15 protein-coding genes and 2 pseudogenes are annotated in these 16,193 nt (G+C 42.1%); 15 read left to right on the top strand and 2 right to left on the bottom strand.

Translation table 11 applies throughout. The features are described 5' to 3' along the window. Positions 1 to 58: 58 nt before the first annotated feature. Positions 59 to 244: a DUF2892 domain-containing protein gene (locus L3V32_RS10400; protein ID WP_012842250.1), complete on the bottom strand. Its 186-nt coding sequence runs from the start codon at positions 242 to 244 to the stop codon at positions 59 to 61. A 178-nt stretch (positions 245 to 422) separates the two neighbouring features. On the opposite strand from L3V32_RS10400, the gene L3V32_RS10395 reads away from it, so the two are divergent. Genes L3V32_RS10395 through L3V32_RS10375 form a run of 5 tightly spaced genes read left to right on the top strand, consistent with a single transcriptional unit; the run spans position 423 to position 6,037 of the window. Continuing rightward, the gene (locus tag L3V32_RS10395; RefSeq protein ID WP_012842251.1) at positions 423 to 731 is read left to right on the top strand and encodes a metalloregulator ArsR/SmtB family transcription factor; all 309 of its coding nucleotides are present in this window, start codon (positions 423 to 425) and stop codon (positions 729 to 731) included. A gap of 28 nt (positions 732 to 759) precedes the next feature. Further along, entirely contained in the window at positions 760 to 1,179 is a 420-nt protein-coding gene (locus L3V32_RS10390; protein WP_237284246.1) for a YeeE/YedE family protein, read from the top strand. A 10-nt stretch (positions 1,180 to 1,189) separates the two neighbouring features. Then, positions 1,190 to 1,648: a YeeE/YedE family protein gene (locus tag L3V32_RS10385; RefSeq protein WP_005479357.1), complete on the top strand. Its 459-nt coding sequence runs from the start codon at positions 1,190 to 1,192 to the stop codon at positions 1,646 to 1,648. Positions 1,649 to 1,676: 28 nt separating this feature from the next. Further along, on the top strand, positions 1,677 to 4,985 hold the full coding sequence (locus L3V32_RS10380) for an efflux RND transporter permease subunit (protein WP_237284245.1): 3,309 nt from the start codon (positions 1,677 to 1,679) through the stop codon (positions 4,983 to 4,985). Continuing rightward, positions 4,982 to 6,037 (top strand): efflux RND transporter periplasmic adaptor subunit, encoded by a 1,056-nt coding sequence (locus L3V32_RS10375; RefSeq protein ID WP_237284244.1) that lies wholly within the window; start codon positions 4,982 to 4,984, stop codon positions 6,035 to 6,037. Before L3V32_RS10380 ends, L3V32_RS10375 begins: the two co-directional genes overlap by 4 nt. A gap of 85 nt (positions 6,038 to 6,122) precedes the next feature. Here L3V32_RS10375 and L3V32_RS10370 read toward each other — a convergent pair. After that, positions 6,123 to 6,989 (bottom strand): annotated as a pseudogene (locus tag L3V32_RS10370) (endonuclease/exonuclease/phosphatase family protein). 309 nt (positions 6,990 to 7,298) lie between these two features. Between L3V32_RS10370 and nrdD the strand changes: the two are divergent. The 10 genes and pseudogenes from nrdD to L3V32_RS10320 all read left to right on the top strand — a co-directional run bounded on the left by nrdD (position 7,299) and on the right by L3V32_RS10320 (position 15,921). Then, a complete protein-coding gene (gene nrdD, locus L3V32_RS10365; protein WP_237284243.1) occupies positions 7,299 to 9,419 on the top strand; it encodes an anaerobic ribonucleoside-triphosphate reductase in 2,121 nt (706 codons plus the stop codon). 84 nt (positions 9,420 to 9,503) lie between these two features. Further along, positions 9,504 to 9,599 (top strand): annotated as a pseudogene (locus tag L3V32_RS10360) (4Fe-4S cluster-binding domain-containing protein); the annotation flags it as partial. A 142-nt stretch (positions 9,600 to 9,741) separates the two neighbouring features. Further along, positions 9,742 to 11,073 carry a site-specific integrase gene (locus L3V32_RS10355; protein WP_178981074.1) on the top strand — a complete coding sequence of 444 codons (1,332 nt, stop codon included), beginning with the start codon at positions 9,742 to 9,744 and terminating at the stop codon, positions 11,071 to 11,073. Beyond that, the gene (locus L3V32_RS10350) at positions 11,054 to 11,467 is read left to right on the top strand and encodes a hypothetical protein (protein ID WP_237284242.1); all 414 of its coding nucleotides are present in this window, start codon (positions 11,054 to 11,056) and stop codon (positions 11,465 to 11,467) included. The genes L3V32_RS10355 and L3V32_RS10350 overlap by 20 nt, the downstream gene beginning before the upstream one ends. Positions 11,468 to 11,485: 18 nt before the next feature. Continuing rightward, a complete protein-coding gene (locus L3V32_RS10345) occupies positions 11,486 to 12,055 on the top strand; it encodes a hypothetical protein (RefSeq protein WP_237284241.1) in 570 nt (189 codons plus the stop codon). 105 nt (positions 12,056 to 12,160) lie between these two features. After that, a complete protein-coding gene (locus L3V32_RS10340) occupies positions 12,161 to 12,586 on the top strand; it encodes a hypothetical protein (protein WP_237284240.1) in 426 nt (141 codons plus the stop codon). Between the two features lie 26 nt (positions 12,587 to 12,612). Further along, the gene (locus tag L3V32_RS10335; RefSeq protein ID WP_237284239.1) at positions 12,613 to 13,389 is read left to right on the top strand and encodes a hypothetical protein; all 777 of its coding nucleotides are present in this window, start codon (positions 12,613 to 12,615) and stop codon (positions 13,387 to 13,389) included. Beyond that, the gene (locus tag L3V32_RS10330; protein ID WP_237284238.1) at positions 13,386 to 15,050 is read left to right on the top strand and encodes a hypothetical protein; all 1,665 of its coding nucleotides are present in this window, start codon (positions 13,386 to 13,388) and stop codon (positions 15,048 to 15,050) included. Before L3V32_RS10335 ends, L3V32_RS10330 begins: the two co-directional genes overlap by 4 nt. Further along, positions 15,008 to 15,412 carry a hypothetical protein gene (locus L3V32_RS10325; RefSeq protein WP_237284237.1) on the top strand — a complete coding sequence of 135 codons (405 nt, stop codon included), beginning with the start codon at positions 15,008 to 15,010 and terminating at the stop codon, positions 15,410 to 15,412. The genes L3V32_RS10330 and L3V32_RS10325 overlap by 43 nt, the downstream gene beginning before the upstream one ends. A 2-nt stretch (positions 15,413 to 15,414) precedes the next feature. Continuing rightward, positions 15,415 to 15,921 (top strand): hypothetical protein, encoded by a 507-nt coding sequence (locus L3V32_RS10320; protein WP_178981080.1) that lies wholly within the window; start codon positions 15,415 to 15,417, stop codon positions 15,919 to 15,921. Positions 15,922 to 16,193: the final 272 nt, after the last annotated feature.

Below are 16,193 nucleotides of genomic sequence, written 5' to 3'. Positions count from 1 at the left end.
TTTTAGGGCGAACTGACCTTTCACGAATAGCCAGTGTGAAAGGTCACTACGCTCTAGATTATCTAAAACCAAATTTCTTTAAAAAATAAGCAGCAGGGCAGATTCCCGTGTAAGCACTTTGAATAAGATTAACGCCGATAAACACGGTGAACCAAATGAAGTTACTGTGAACGAACACGGTTAGTATGACCGAGATCAATACCATCGTGCCTGCAAAAATTCGTACTGCATTTTCTAACGTCATAACTCCTCTCCTTCGTACTCTCAAACTGAGAACGCCATCCTTTGATATTCATCACTATAATTATCTAAATTAGAAATGTCTAATGTTAATTTATCTAAATTCATCACTACTAATTTAGTGTTGACTAAATATGTTACTTTAGTAGTATCTAATTTAGTTTTTAATATAGAGGTGAGTCATGAGCTATACAGATATGGATGTAGCAGCAATGAAAGGCAATGCCAATGAAGCTGCTGATCTCCTAAAAGTAATGGCACATCCGGAAAGGCTAATGGTGTTGTGCCAACTGACCCAAGGTGAGGTTGGTGTTGGGGAGCTACAAAAGAACTCGTTCCTTAGCCAATCCGCCTTTTCACAGCACTTGACGGTGCTTCGCAAACACAAATTGATCAAGGCTCGTAAGGCATCACAGCAAGTGTTTTATTCGTTGTCAGAACCGAGAGTTGAGTCATTAATAAAGGCGCTTCATAGCGTTTTCTGTAACTAATTCGTAGCTAAGATTTTAGAGGTAAATAATGTTAAACGTTATTTCATGGGAATCGTTGTTTGGTGGCCTTTTGTTAGGGATCTCCGCCACTATATTGTTGTTGGTTAACGGGAAAATTGCCGGAATCAGTGGAATTATGAATGGCATTATGTCACCGAAAAAAGGCGATTATTCGTGGCGATTGCTTTTTGCGGTTGGAATGATAGCTGGTGGCTTGATTAGCGTCCTAATGTTGGGCGTTGCGGTTCCTAGTACCGCGAACCTTTCTTTAGGGATGGTGATTGCCGCTGGTTTATTGGTAGGAATCGGAACCAGACTGGGTAACGGATGTACTAGCGGACACGGCATTTGTGGCATGGGCCGTTTGTCTAAACGCTCTGTTGTGGCGACCTGTGTATTTATGGTTGTCGCTGGCTTAACGGTATTCGTTCGACTTCACCTAGTTTAAGAGAGATTCCATGAACAAGACTATTTTTCGTTTTTCTGCTCTTTTGAGCGGTGTGTTATTCGGTATGGGCATGGCGGTGTCCGGCATGATCGACCCAGCTAAAGTCATTGGATTTTTAGATATTTCTGGCAGTTGGGACCCAAGTTTGGCTTTTGTGATGGGCGGCGCACTCGCGGTATTCATGCCAAGCTATTTTTTAATCATCAAGCCGAGAAAACAATCAGTTAGCGGTGAAGCGTTTTGCACACCAACCAATAAGAACATCGACGGACGTTTGTTATCTGGTGCGGCGATCTTTGGTTTAGGTTGGGGTTTGGCGGGTATTTGCCCTGGCCCTGCGGTTGCGAGTCTGGCATTAGGCAACGTGAGCATTGTGGTGTTCTTCCTTGCGATGTTAGTTGGATCTCTGTTCGCGAAGGCGATCATTACTCACCGTAACGCGAAGAAGATGAAAACCGCGAACGCGTAAATAATCAATCTGATATGGAGGGGAAAGGATGCCCGACAAACTAAAGCGAAGTTTTGTTCAGTCCGTGATGAACAGCTTTTTCCCTCCGATCATGATTTTACTCGCGCTTATGGTCGGTGCCGCGGCTTTGTGGTTGACCCCGAAAGAGGAAGACCCGCAAATCGTTGTGCCAATGGCAGATGTATTGGTTTCGGCTCCCGGACTAAGCGCTTCTCAAGTCGAAAATCAAATCACTGAACCATTAGAAAAGCTTGTTAGCCAAATTGACGGTGTGGAATACGTTTATTCTTCGTCAATGGAAGGTGCTGCGCAAGTCATCGTTCGTTTCTATGTCGGCGAAAACCGTGAAGATGCTTTGGTTAAGCTTTACAACAAACTCTATTCCAACCAAGACAAAGTTCCTCCTTCTGTCACTAACTGGCTTGTAAAGCCTGTTGAAATCGATGATGTACCCATTGTTGTTGCCGCAATTTATTCCACCGATCCAGACATTCTCGATCGCCATCAGTTGAGACGTATTGCAGACCAAGCCACGTTAGGCATTAAATCATTGGATGCCACCAACAAGGTGGAAGTGATTGGCGGTGAGCCGAGAAAAATCCAGATAGAGCTTGATTCCGTTGCGATGGCAAACTTCAAAGTAACCATCGATGACCTCGAACAGGCCATTCAGCTCAGTAATAGCAAAACCCAAGGCAAGAACGTTCGCGTAAACGGGCAAAATTACACATTGGAGTCGGGACGGTTTCTGACCAACGCCGAAGAAGTTGGCGATCTTGTTATCGCGGTGCTCAATGGCAAACCCGTTTACTTGAAAGATGTCGCGCGTATTTACGACGGTGAAGGTGAGGCGACATCCGATACTTGGTATCGCGATAAAAACCACGATGAAGCATACCCAGCGGTGTTCATTTCTGTCGCTAAGCAAAAAGGCTCGAACGCAGTTAACGTCGCTCAGTCTGTTCGGGATAAACTGGCGGAGCTTCAATCCGAGCAGTTTCCTCCACAAGTTCATGTTGCAGTCATGCGTGACTATGGCGAAACGGCGAATGCGAAAGTAAACAACTTGGTATCAAGCCTTGGCATCTCTATTCTAACGGTCGTGGTGTTTGTCGGTTTGTTCTTGAACTGGCGAAGCGCATTGGTGGTTGGTATCGCGATTCCGATTAGCTATGGCGCCGCGCTCGGGATGGACTTGGCATTTGGCTATTCCATCAATCGAGTCACACTCTTTGCATTGATTTTGGCGCTAGGTTTGATCGTGGACGATCCGATCGCCAGTATCGACAACATTGAACGCTACCTCAAACGCAAAAATCTAACACGAACCAACGCGATTGTTCTCGCCATGGCAGAAATTCGTAGCGCCTTGTTAATGTCGACGGTCGCAATCGTGATCGTGTTTACGCCGATGTTTTTTATCACTGGGATGATGGGGCCTTACATGGCGCCACTGGCGTTCAACGTTCCGATCAGCGTTATCTTTAGTACCGTTGTTGCGTTTATGATCACGCCTTGGCTTGCCAAGAAGCTACTCAAAGGTGCTGAGGAAAACGGCCACTATGACATCCAATCTTCGCCGATGTATCGTTTGTATCGTGGTGTGTTGATTCCGCTACTTGAAAGTCGTAAGAAAGCGTGGCTTTTCCTTGGTTTGGTTGCCTTGTTGTTCGTCTTGGCAGCATTGTTGCCAGCACTTCGCTTAGTTCCACTCAAGTTGCTTCCTTATGACAATAAAAATGAGTTCCAATTGGTATTAAACATGCCAGAGTCTTCAAGCTTTGTGGATACCTCCAACGCGCTGTCGAGCTTTACGGACTATTTAATGACGGTGCCGGAAGTGACAAGTGTGTCGGGCTTTGCAGGCACCGCTTCCCCAATGGATTTCAACGGCATGGTGCGCCACTACTTTATGCGTAGCGAACCATACCAAGGCGAGCTTCGAGTCGTTCTTGCAGAGAAGAATCGCCGCGCAATGCAATCACACGAACTGGTGACACGACTCAGGGCGGATTTAGAGCAGATTGCAGATAATTTTGACGCTGACGTGCAGCTAGTCGAAGTGCCGCCAGGCCCGCCTGTTATCGCCACCATTACGGCAGAAGTTTACGGTGATGAAGCGACATCTTATGAAGATCTGATGATTCAAGCAGAGAAAGTCGCGGATAGGCTTCGCAAAGAACAGTTGGTTTCTGAGGTGGATACCAGCATCCAAGGTGATTTAGAAACGTGGCAGTTCATCGTTGATCAAGAAAAAGCGGCGCTGTCTGGTGTTTCTGTTGCTGATATCAATAACACGCTTATTACCGCCGCGAACGCCAAAGTGCTCGGTTATATCGCCGATCCAAGAGAAGTGGCTCCATTACCTATCGAAGTGCAGCTCCGACGCGAAGACAGAGATAACCTTAATCAACTAGAGCAACTTTATGTGCGAGGCCGTCCGGGCATTGCAAAAGTAGAATCCAATGGGGCGGTTGTGGATGCTCCTCAGCCTATCGTGCAGTTGTCTGAAGTCGGTCATTTTGTGAAACGCGCAGCGGACAAACCGATTTTCCATAAAAACCTCAAGCCTGTTGTGTATGTCTACGCCGAGGTAGTTGGGCGTGTTCCGGGTGAAGTGATTGCCGATGTGATGGCTGACCAAGATTCAACTCACGCGGAAGATGTGCATCGTCACTGGCAAGATCGCACGTACTTGAGCAATGGCGCTGGTGTCACTTGGAGCGTGCCAGATTACATCGAAGTGGTTTGGAGTGGTGAGGGGGAATGGAAAATCACAGTGGACGTATTCCGCGATTTAGGCATTGCTTATGGCGCTGCGCTGCTTGGCGTATTTGTGGTGATGTTGATTCAAACTGGTTTACCTGCGGTATCGGGCATCATCATGCTGGCGATACCCCTGACCGTGATTGGGATTATGCCGGGGTTTTGGATTTTGAATGTGTTAAGCAGTGACATCGGTAATTACCCGAACCCAGCGCTGTTCACGGCGACCGCGATGATCGGCATGATTGCGCTAGCAGGGATTGTGGTGCGTAACTCACTCGTTTTGATTGAATTTGTTCAGCAATCGCTGGCTGAAGGTCGTAGTTTACATGATGCGTTGATTGAATCTGGTGTTGTTCGTATGCGGCCAATATTGCTGACCGCGGGTACAACGTTACTGGGTAACGTCGTGATTACGCTAGACCCAATTTTTAACGGTTTGGCTTGGGCAATCATATTCGGTATTACCGCCTCGACCATCTTTACGCTGCTTGTGGTTCCGGTGGTTTATAACCTTGCATACCAAAACACCAAAGGACATGGATTACCTCAGATGGAGGAAGAGCAATGAAATTAGATACCAAATGGTTAGGCGTGATTCTGTTTGCCATACTCGCGCTTCTTTTTCTCTATATGGCTGGTTTTTTTACAGAAAAGTTGCCGACAGAACATGACGCGAAAACCAACCAGATTGATGTAAATAACGCAGAGACACATCAACTGATGTTAACCAGCGAATCGGTTGTTCGAGAGTTTCCGGGCGTCGTCGTTGCAGAGCAGCACGCCGATATCGCTGCACGGTTAACGGCATCGGTGATGGAGGTATTGGTGAAGGTTGGCGATAGAGTGAAGCAAGGAGACGTGTTGGCGCGGCTAGAAAGCGATGATCTCGACGCGCGAGTTCGTCAAAGTGAGCAGGCTTTATCCTCTGCACAAGCGCAGCTCAATGCGGCGAGAAAGGAGTTTTCTCGTGTCAGAGCGCTTTTAAACAAAAAACTGATCCCTCAATCGCAATTTGACCAAGCGGAAAGTGCGTTGCAAACCGCGCAAGCCAACTTCAATAAAGCTCAAGCGGCGGTCTCTGAGGCGGAAACGACCTTTGGCTACAGCATTATTACTGCGCCGTTTGATGGCTTGATCACGCAAAAGCCCATCAACAAAGGTGATACTGCGACGCCGGGGGCTTTGCTTTTATCAATGTACAATCCAAACTCGTTGGAAATAGAGGTGAACTTTGCTGAGTCTGTCATGCCTTATGTGACTTACGATAAAGAAGTGGACGTTGTTTTTCCGTCTTACAACCTCAACGCGCAAGCGGCGGTAAAAGAAGTGACGCCGTCGGCAGATGCCAACTCGCGCAGTTATACCGTAAAGCTTCAATTTGAGCCGCTAACGGCTATCTATCCAGGTACATACGCCAAAGTCGCGTTGACCTTGACCGACGATGTTGTACTTCGCGTGCCAAAAGAGGCGGTTTACCAAGTTGGTCAATTGGACTACGTAAAAGTGGTGCAAGACAGCGGTGAGGTAGAAACTCGACTTATCCAGCTTGGAGAGTTGGGGAGAGTGCGAACGGGGTTAAAGCAGGGTGACGTCGTACTGCTGAATCCAAGATCGCTTTGATAGAACGGTTTCTCTCGTCTAATCAAACGTCTATCTAACAAACAATATAAAATAGCCCAGCATGATGCTGGGCTATTTTGTTCGTTCAGTTAAGCGTTACCGTTGCGTTTACAGGGCAATGGTCACTCAGTTTGTAATCCAAAACATCTTGTGAGCTGAACAGCGTTTAATGTGCGTTTTTCGCTTTTATTTGCGGGCTAACAATAATGTGATCAATCAAAGAGCGGAATTGGTGTGTTTTTCTTGGGTTCTTATTTGAGCGAACCTTGCAATCCGCTTTGGTATCTCGCGTTACCAATTGAGCATCGTTACCAAGCGTCATGATCGCCCACAGCCAATCACGTTGATACGACAAGTTGTGATTGAAATCGCCCATTACGGCGTACTGCTGCTTTTTCTTTTCTCTCTCGCGCATCCATTTCGCAAGAGCTTCTCCTTGTTGGCTCAGTGTTTGGCAATTGCGGTTGTTTTTGTATGCTCCGCTGCATCCTGCTTTTAGATGCACAGAGATCAGGTGAAGCTCGTCCTTTTGGTTTGGGTTAACGACAATGTAGCTGGCAAAGCGCAACTTGCTATTACCACGCGTGATTGAGAAGTCTGCTGGGTCAGACACTTCTATGTCTTTGCGCACAGCAAAACCGGTGTACTGATTAGTATCAGAAAACTGAAGGTGCTTATTGTTTGATTGAGCTCGATCAGAGAGGTAAATCGCGTAGCCATCGCCTACGGCTTTTTGAACGGCGGCTTTGGAGTCGACCTCCTGAAAGGCGATGATGTCGGCTTGAGTTTTATCCACATATTGGTTGAGTTTGACGAAATCGTCACTGGTTCTCGAAACCTTACCTCCATTTATAGACAGCCATTCTATATTCCAACTGGTTAAGCTGATGGAGTTTTGAGCAAGTGACGTTGAACTAAAAATTAATAAGGCAGTAACAAATAGTGATCGCATATTGGCTTGTTTCACTCCTGGATTTTAGCGTATTCCTTTCCAACCTTTATCCTATAAGCGCTCTAAAAAAAGCAAGTAGATTTCGTACCAATTTTGCAATTTTCATAGTTTTCTTCGCAACTGAGATCAGTACCAATAAGATCGATTTGTTCTTGTCCGCTAGCCGATCTTTATTGATCAAAATCAATGTTTTCAAGTGGTGCTTTTCGTTAAATACGCCACAATATATTGTGTTAGCAGAATAAAAAATAACCCCATATAGTGTGTTTGTGGATAACTCTGTGAGTATGCTGGGGTAAGGAGAAGAAAGTGAAACCAATCGTAATCAAGCGTGACGGCTCAAGAGCTCCGTTCAACAGGGATCGTATCCAAGCAGCAGTTGAAGCGGCAGCGGAAAACAAGGATAAAGATGTCGCCATTTATGCTCTTAATGTCGCTCTTGCTGTCGAGTTACAGCTAAAAGATCACGATGAAGTTCACATCCATGAGATTCAAGACTTAGTCGAGAATGAACTCATGCAAGGTCCTTACAAAGCCCTAGCACGTTCTTACATTGAATACCGCCATGACCGCGACATCGCGCGTGAAAAGCAAAGTGCACTAACTCGTGAAATCGAGGGGTTGATTGAAGAAAGTAACCTTGATTTGATCAACGAAAACGCGAACAAAGACGGCAAAGTTATCCCAACTCAGCGTGACTTGTTGGCTGGTATCGTGGCGAAGCACTACGCGAAAACGCACATCCTGCCTCGTGATGTGGTTCAAGCACACGAAGTGGGTGACATTCACTACCACGATCTGGATTATGCGCCATTCTTTCCGATGTTTAACTGTATGCTTATCGATTTGAAAGGCATGCTAACGCACGGCTTCAAAATGGGTAATGCAGAAATCGATACGCCTAAATCGATTTCAACTGCGACCGCAGTAACAGCGCAAATTATTGCTCAAGTGGCTAGCCATATTTATGGCGGTACAACCATCAACCGTATCGACGAAGTGTTAGAACCTTACGTCATCACGAGCTATGAAAAGCATTTAGAAATCGCGAAAGAGTGGAACATTGCTGAGCCAGAAGAGTTCGCTAAAGCTCGCACTGAGAAAGAGTGTTACGACGCATTCCAATCGCTAGAGTACGAAGTAAACACACTACACACGGCAAATGGTCAAACGCCATTCGTTACGTTTGGTTTTGGGCTTGGTACAAGCTGGGCGTCTCGTCTTATTCAGCAATCGATTTTGAAAAACCGTATCGCTGGTCTTGGCAAAAACCGTAAAACCGCCGTATTCCCTAAATTGGTGTTCGGTATTAAAGACGGTCTAAATCACAAGGAAGAAGATCCAAACTACGACATTAAGAAGCTTGCACTTGAGTGTGCTTCAAAACGTATGTACCCAGACATTCTTAACTACGACAAAGTCGTGGAAGTAACGGGTTCATTCAAAACACCTATGGGTTGTCGTAGCTTCCTAGGTACTTACGAAGAGGATGGCGAACTTATCCATGAAGGTCGTAACAACCTTGGTGTAGTTAGCTTGAACTTGCCACGTATTGCGCTTCGCGCAAAAGGCAGCGAAGAGAAGTTCTATGAACTGCTTGATGATCGTCTACGTCTTGCTCGTAAAGCACTAGAAACGCGTATTTCTCGTCTAGAGAACGTAAAAGCGCGCGTTGCGCCCATTCTATATATGGAAGGTGCATGTGGTGTGCGCTTGAAAGCGGACGATTCGATTGCAGAAATTTTCAAAAACGGCCGTGCGTCAATTTCTCTAGGCTACATTGGCGTGCATGAAACTATCAACGCGTTGTTTGGTACTGAAGCGCACGTTTACGATGATGCGGTATTGCGTGAAAAAGCGGTCGCGATCATCAAACATCTAAAAGATGCGGTGAATCAATGGGCTGACGAAACTGGCTATGGCTTTAGCTTGTACGCAACACCAAGTGAAAACCTATGTAGTCGTTTCTGCCGCATCGACACTAAAGAGTTTGGTTTGATTGAAGGCGTAACAGACAAAGGTTACTACACCAACAGCTTCCACTTGGACGTTGAGAAGAAGGTTAACCCTTACGACAAGATCGACTTCGAGATGCCTTACCCAGAAATCTCAAGCGGTGGCTTCATCTGTTACGGTGAGTTCCCGAACATGCAACGTAACGTAGAAGCGCTAGAAAACGTGTGGGACTACAGTTACACCCGCGTTCCTTACTACGGAACCAACACTCCGATTGATGAGTGTTACGAATGTGGTTACACCGGTGAGTTTGAATGTACAAGCAAAGGCTTTACTTGCCCAAGTTGTGGCAACCACGATTCAACCAAAGTATCGGTGACACGTCGCGTATGTGGCTACTTGGGCAGCCCAGATGCACGTCCGTTTAACTTCGGCAAACAAGAAGAAGTTAAACGTCGAGTGAAACACCTATAAGGTTAATTACCACTCGATTCAACACTTTGAAAATCAACCTGCTTTAGGTTGATTTTCTTTTTCGCGATAACAAAGAGACGCATTATGAACTACCACCAATATTATCCAATTGACGTTGTTAACGGACCGGGTACGCGCTGCACATTGTTTGTGTCGGGGTGTGTACATCAGTGTCGCGGCACCCCTGCGAAAACATTATGACAAACACCCTTGCTAAAAATAATGTTCACTTCTATGATTTTATTGTATGGATTTTGAACACTAGCTAGTTCGAAGTCTTTCTTTTATCTGTATAGAATAAAGCTATGGATTAGTGATACCTATGAGCATAAAAGGCAAGGGGCGTCTTCAGGTTGATGATTATTACATACAACTGATAGAGGTTAATAAATACCCCAAGATTCAAGTTGAAATAGACGACTTAACTAGAAAAGAAACTCTTCGCTTAAAAGAAGAACATGAGCCTATATCACTCACCATCCATGCTCTAATGGATAAAAATGCGCAAATAGTACGCTCAGCAACACAATACCTCTATTACCTCAAAAAAAATCAAAATAAGAAAGATACCTCGCCTCAAGCAAAGGCATTGCTGCATTACTTCCGTTTTATTGATCTTTGCGGTTGTACATTTGATGTGTTCCCAGAACGAGAAGAAGATAGACCTACCTATCGATATGCAGACTACTTGATAGGAGCGATAGCTGATTCTGACGATAACATTTCGTTGAGCACCGCAAAAAATAGGATGCGCACGGTACTCGCCTTTTACCGATACCTAATTTATGAACGGATGATTGATCCTGAGATTATCAACAAGGCTTTTGTCCAAGAAGAAGTAGAAATTAGAAATACACGCTCAAGAGATTCAAATATGTTATCTCATATTAGTGCAAGATCTAGCCGTGGATATACAAAAATTGTACACACTACTGATATTATGGCGAGCTTTCCAAGTTCGCAGTATCGTGCAAGTCATGACACATTAAAACCAATGACACCTAAGCATAAGGCGCTATTTTACAACATGTTGTCTGAGCTAAAAGTCGAAAAGCAATTAATGTTTCGTCTTGCTATTGAGTGTGGATTACGTTTAGAAGAATTTGTGACAGTTCCTCTTCGTATTGTTAGAAGACCTAAGTTTGAAGATGTAATTAAAGTTGTTATTAGTCCAATTAAAGATAACTGGGAAACAAAAAACTCAAAAGAAGGTGGTGTCATCGAAATTTCCTCAGAGCTGATGTGGGACTTATACGATTACACTCTTTCAGAAAGATTTATAAACAGAAAAGGAAATTCTGATCGACTATTTATAAATAGAGATGGGAAGTTATTTGCTAAAAATACCATAGAAACAGCATGGTCTGCGTTTAGAAGGAAGATAAGAAAAATAGATAGCTCTTGGTACTACAGAATACATGATTTGCGTAGCACCTTCGCAACATACAAGTTTGAAGAGTTAGTGGAAATATATGGAGTTATAACGGCTGGTACTTTGCTTCAGTCACTAATGCGACAGCAGGATTTTTCATCAACATTAAAATACATTAAGTTTTTTGAGGTGAATGCTGTAAAAAAAGAACATGGTCGTATGCTTAATCAGATTTGTGAAGATTCTATTGCAGGGAATGACGATGGCAAAGAGTACAGTTAATTATAAAGCTCAGCAGTATAATAAAAATGTTGAAAGTAGTATCAATGACTTACCAATAGACAGAATAACAATTGAGGTTAATAACCAACGTAGAGTTATTGATTGCTCGTTATTGAGGGTCAGCTCAGTCGAAACACATGGTGATATAATTGAAGAAAGAAAGTCATTTATAGACACATATGTTAGAAACTTGCATAAACATATAAAGGATGGAGGTTCACAAACATCTCTTGAACGTTATTATATGGGATTCAAAAGATACTTAAGGCATTGTGACGAAAATCTAGTTGATCCTATGAATAAGGAAGGTTATCTCAGTTACCACAATTACTTATGGGAGAGAGTTCGCAATAGTGATGTGTTTAAGCCACTTTGGTTGTATGAGAATAATTAGGAGCTTCCTTTTACTGAGATGTCAGCAAAAGGTGAAATTGGTTTTGTAAAAAAGTCTTTACTCCTTTGCAATGTATTTAGTGATTCATGGTCTGCACAATTACCAATGTTTCAATCTAATAATAATCCCATAGAATCATATTCCGAAAATGAAATAAAGTTATTACTTAGTAGGTTATTATCATTTTTCGCACAGATAACAACATCAATAATTAGAACTAATGACCCATTTTCACCTATTGATATCAGTATTGATGGGAAATTAATTACTGTGGGTAAACCCGAATGTCGGGGAAAACATTTGTCAAACTCATCACACCTAGGTTTTCCAATAAATCAGGCAATGATAGCAGGCTTCTTTTTGATGTCCTATTTCACAGCAATGAATTCAACTCCTCTATTATCAATTTGCCGACCATTAAAAAGAATATCAAGTAAGAAAATAGATAGAACAGAAGAGTGGTTTGAGTTTGAAGCCTATAAAAGAAGAGGGAATCACGATGTTTATGCTCTGGTTGGTGGGGATGTATCCGAAAGGATTACTGGCAAAGCCTTAAAGAGTGGATATCAATTCATAATTCTATTATAAACCTTGTCAAATATGTTCCATTCTCATTCGAATGGTAGTTTACTTTATTTATTAGATAAGGATAAAAATCCAATTCCGATCTCTCCCACTAGGGATGCCTATTGCTTGAAGTTAGAGGTATTGTTGCATCTAGTATCAGATAACAACTTACGCGCAATAGAACCACTGATTAACACTTTCTACAATTTGGTTAATAACCAAAAATATGATCATATAAAGACACATAAAAAAGGAAACTACGTAGAAAGGACTGTTAAGAAAGCAAGGCATTGGCGAGCAATGGCTGGTGGTATTTCCTTTGCAATACTTAACTGTATTATTGATGATGATATTGATATCAGAAAAGTAACATTACCTCTTACCATTAAGGAAGAAAGTGATTGTTATATCGTTTCCGGTACTCTTTTAAGTGGAGAATTATCTTCTTTTGAAATCAAAAAAGAGTACAAAAAGATATTTGACGACATTGTTTTTTTACAATGGAACGATATAAGCACTGTCAAAAAAAGAAGTGTCCACATAAGATGTTAACACCCGAATTAAAGTCAGGAATATTAGTGCCAATCGAAGGCTTGGTTCCTAATTGCATGGGGTTTAATAAATTATCGGATTATGGTATTCGAAATGGTGATTATTTTTTGGAGTTGCAAAACGCAAAGTTTCGAAAAGCTAATGCTATGCTTGCACGGGTAAAAACTAACTCGTCTTTAATTAGCGTCCAACAAATTCTGCATAATTCTATTAATGTACAGTTAGCACATTATTGTGAAGATAATCCAGAAAGAGATAAACAAATTGTACATCAAGCGTTGTTGGTAATTGAAAGATTAGCAAAAGGTGAGGAGTTGGAGTTAGCAAAAAAAAATGTTGCAAAATATCTAGAAATGGATGTGCTCACTTATGAGTCTATAAATAAATTTAGAGGTTATACAACAATCGCAGGTACTTTTTGTTCTTATGGTTCTACTCCTTCACATAATCAGCAAAGCTATCGTGTGAAGAAAATGCAGTTATTAGATAAAAATTACCAACTTCATTGTAGCCAATATGATGAATGTATAGGATGTTCAAGTTGCAAAATGGTTGATGAAGTTGATGCTGTATACAAGTTGTTGTCATTCATAGAGTGCTTAAAAGACGCAGAACACCTATATCGAAGTCAGTTTGAAGTAAATCTTGGGGAGGTGATTCAAAAGATTAATTTAGCTATTAACGTTAATTTATCAAAAAGGACTGTGTTAAAAGCACGTGAATTGCTGCGTTTAAATGGGAGGCACATATATTGGGCATCAACACTAAGTCTAACAATAGGGTCTAGTGGAGGCCGAAATTGAATCTTTTCCGTAAATATAATGAAGTTGTCCAGCCAAATACGGAAGCTGCTCTATCTTTTTTCGGGCAAGATCAATGGAATCTAACAGGATTTGAAGTAGGAAAACTTTCCAATATGTTCCTGAGGTTTGATCATCCTGAAATAGAGCTGCCTCGACTACTCATCAATCAGCTAAAATCGTTTACATTAATTTTAATGTACAAAGATACAAACAGAATGGCTATGAAATCAATTCAAGGTTCTCTCTCCGTGTTGAGAAATCTAGCTGCTAGTATTGCGTCAAAGAGTCGGGCGACATTCAATGGATTAGATATAGAACTCCTCAGCGAGATTAGTGATAGAAACTTTGGATGGTCACTTCATAATCATAACGCCTTAATGCCACTAAACCAAATTATTCGATGTAGCGAATACCTTCCTTTCAAAGTAAATTTTGTCAACTATCTATCTTACGAGAAAGACTTTGGTGTCAAGAGAACCAGAAAGACTCAAACACCAGTGATACCATATAGAGTTTATGCTAATGCATTAGATCACTACACAAATGAACTGGAACGTTGGTCTCCCCATATAGATAAGATTTCAGAAACTTGGAGTGCTTTGCTAACTTGGCAACATGAACAAAGAAACAGTATATTAGCTAGATTTAGGCGTAACGAAGTTTCGTTTTATACAGTTTTTCAGCATACTCGAAATAAGTCTCAGTACTCAGACTTTGTAAAGGCTTTTGAAAAAGAGAATATTCCAATTCATGATTATGGTGAAAATGAGGATTGGATGCGAGTTTGTGAAGCTCATGCTTCTGCTTTAAAGTCAGATAGTTTTATTGAATCGTGTCCACCATTAGTGATAGACGGAAAAAACTACAGTATTAGTGAACTTAAACAGTTTATCAATGATTTAAATAATCAATGTGTTTATTTGGTCCTAGCCTTAACTGGAATGCGCAGTGATGAATTGGCACATTTAAATCCTAATTATGGACTGCAATATTTGACCATAAACGGTGAAAAAATCCCGTTGGTACATACAGGAACGAATAAAATAACCTTATCCTACAAAGGTAAGGATGATGTTTTTGTAACAACAGAAACAGGCGCAAACGCATTTAGAATGCTCAATGCAATACATACTCCTATCAGAAAGTGTTTACCCCTTACAGAACAGAAGTGGATGTTTTGTTCATTAACTCTTACATATTGGCCACGAAGACGCACAGAAATTGGAGGCTTTGTTAACTCACTATCCAAGCGGGATAAATCAATCTGGGCCCTGACTAATGGTGATTATGCATCTTTGCAGCTTAGCGACCCTGATTACAATCCACCTAAGAATGGTATTTGGAAAGTTACAAAGCACCAATTGAGGCGAAGCCTTGCGTTTTACCTTGTAGGGTTTGAATTAGCAGATCACCCACAACTGAAAAGGCAGTTTTCTCATTATAGTATGGCAATGACGATGTATTACGCCGTAATGCTGACTCCTTTAGAAAAATGTATACCGATTTGGAACGGGAGCGAGTCAGACAAAAAGCTACTAAAATTGCTGGTATTTACCAAAAAATTTCTAATGGGGAACGCCTTGCTGGAGGTAAAGGTAAGCAGCTACATAGAGAAGCCATGTCTAAACCGATTGAACAATCGTTTAAAAATAGAAAGCTGACGGTAGCTTATTGGGAAAAGGAAATTAGAGATGGCAGCCATTTCCACGCAATTGCTCCAAACATGTATTGCACGAATAGGAATTGTTCTATGCGAATGGAAATTGATTTAACTGAATGTGTAGATTGCGAGTTTGATATTATTGAGTCGGCCTCATACGCAGAGTCTACAAGGCAAGAAGCGATGCGTATGCTTTTGCTAGCAGAACGTGAAGGTTGGTTAGATCCTAGCCTAGTTTCCAGAGATTTGTTGAGAATAAGATCTGCGGAAAAGATTATGGATGATCTCGGGATACCTTTCGATCGGTTTGTTCTTCCAGATTCAATTGAGAACATTTTGATTTCGTTAAATAATGAGGTGTAAACATGGTCACAAGGCGTGAGCAAAAACGAAAGAAAACCAAAGAACGGTTTTTAAGTGCTTTGAGCAGATTAGTTGAGGGAAATGCAGAATATGTGGCTGAGCCATATGACATCAACCCATATACTGTCGAGCGCGAGGCTAAGTTGTCAGTTGGATCATTGCGACATTACCCTGAGCTTAAGAAGATAATTTTAGACGCAGCTAGTGACAACGGTACCAACTCAAATGATGCTAACGAAATGCAACAAGTTGTAGTGGAAGAACCGGAACAACTGGAACAACTAACTGGAAAGCTGAAATCTGAAATAAAGAAGCTCAAAGAAGCTAAACGAGAGCTAGAGTTTAAGTTAGAGCGTGCTGAAGTTGCGTTAAATCAGCAGCAAAAGATAGAAGTTGAGTTAATTATGGCTATACACAGTAGTTTATCACCGAAAGATAGGCAAAGACTCTATGCATCTAAGGCTAAGCTGATTCAGTTTCCAAGTGGAAATGACTCGGACTCTTCATGACTCAATCGGTTAGAGCACATGCCAAGTTGTAACAATACCTAACAGCTTGCCCTAAGTCGTATCTGCCTTGTGACAAATCAGGGCGTTCTACTGTGAGTCACCTTTTCCCTTTCGTTGTTAATGCTTTGACTCATTCACAGGCTGTTCTTCTGAATTTGCCTTAGAATTTCTTATCAACTTCATTCAAGTGAAGTTCAACAGGTTATTAACGCACAACCCAAGACAACTGTGTGGGTATACAGTTATAACTAAATCACTCTTATTTTCACCTA

The sequence above is a fragment of the Vibrio sp. J2-4 genome, from assembly GCF_021728155.1.
In the GTDB taxonomy this organism is placed as follows: Bacteria; Pseudomonadota; Gammaproteobacteria; order Enterobacterales; family Vibrionaceae; genus Vibrio; species Vibrio diabolicus.
Note: the sequence above shows the minus strand (reverse complement) of the source record. Positions and strands in the feature narration are given on the sequence as shown.

Excerpts from the sequence above, each read along its gene's own strand:
- L3V32_RS10400 (WP_012842250.1), bottom strand. The coding sequence starts at position 244 with ATGACGTTAGAAAATGCAGTACGAATTTTTGCAGGCACGATGGTATTG.
- L3V32_RS10395 (WP_012842251.1), top strand. The coding sequence starts at position 423 with ATGAGCTATACAGATATGGATGTAGCAGCAATGAAAGGCAATGCCAAT.
- L3V32_RS10390 (WP_237284246.1), top strand. The coding sequence starts at position 760 with ATGTTAAACGTTATTTCATGGGAATCGTTGTTTGGTGGCCTTTTGTTA.
- L3V32_RS10385 (WP_005479357.1), top strand. The coding sequence starts at position 1,190 with ATGAACAAGACTATTTTTCGTTTTTCTGCTCTTTTGAGCGGTGTGTTA.
- L3V32_RS10380 (WP_237284245.1), top strand. The coding sequence starts at position 1,677 with ATGCCCGACAAACTAAAGCGAAGTTTTGTTCAGTCCGTGATGAACAGC.
- L3V32_RS10375 (WP_237284244.1), top strand. The coding sequence starts at position 4,982 with ATGAAATTAGATACCAAATGGTTAGGCGTGATTCTGTTTGCCATACTC.
- L3V32_RS10355 (WP_178981074.1), top strand. The coding sequence starts at position 9,742 with ATGAGCATAAAAGGCAAGGGGCGTCTTCAGGTTGATGATTATTACATA.
- L3V32_RS10350 (WP_237284242.1), top strand. The coding sequence starts at position 11,054 with ATGGCAAAGAGTACAGTTAATTATAAAGCTCAGCAGTATAATAAAAAT.
- L3V32_RS10345 (WP_237284241.1), top strand. The coding sequence starts at position 11,486 with ATGTCAGCAAAAGGTGAAATTGGTTTTGTAAAAAAGTCTTTACTCCTT.
- L3V32_RS10325 (WP_237284237.1), top strand. The coding sequence starts at position 15,008 with ATGTCTAAACCGATTGAACAATCGTTTAAAAATAGAAAGCTGACGGTA.
- L3V32_RS10320 (WP_178981080.1), top strand. The coding sequence starts at position 15,415 with ATGGTCACAAGGCGTGAGCAAAAACGAAAGAAAACCAAAGAACGGTTT.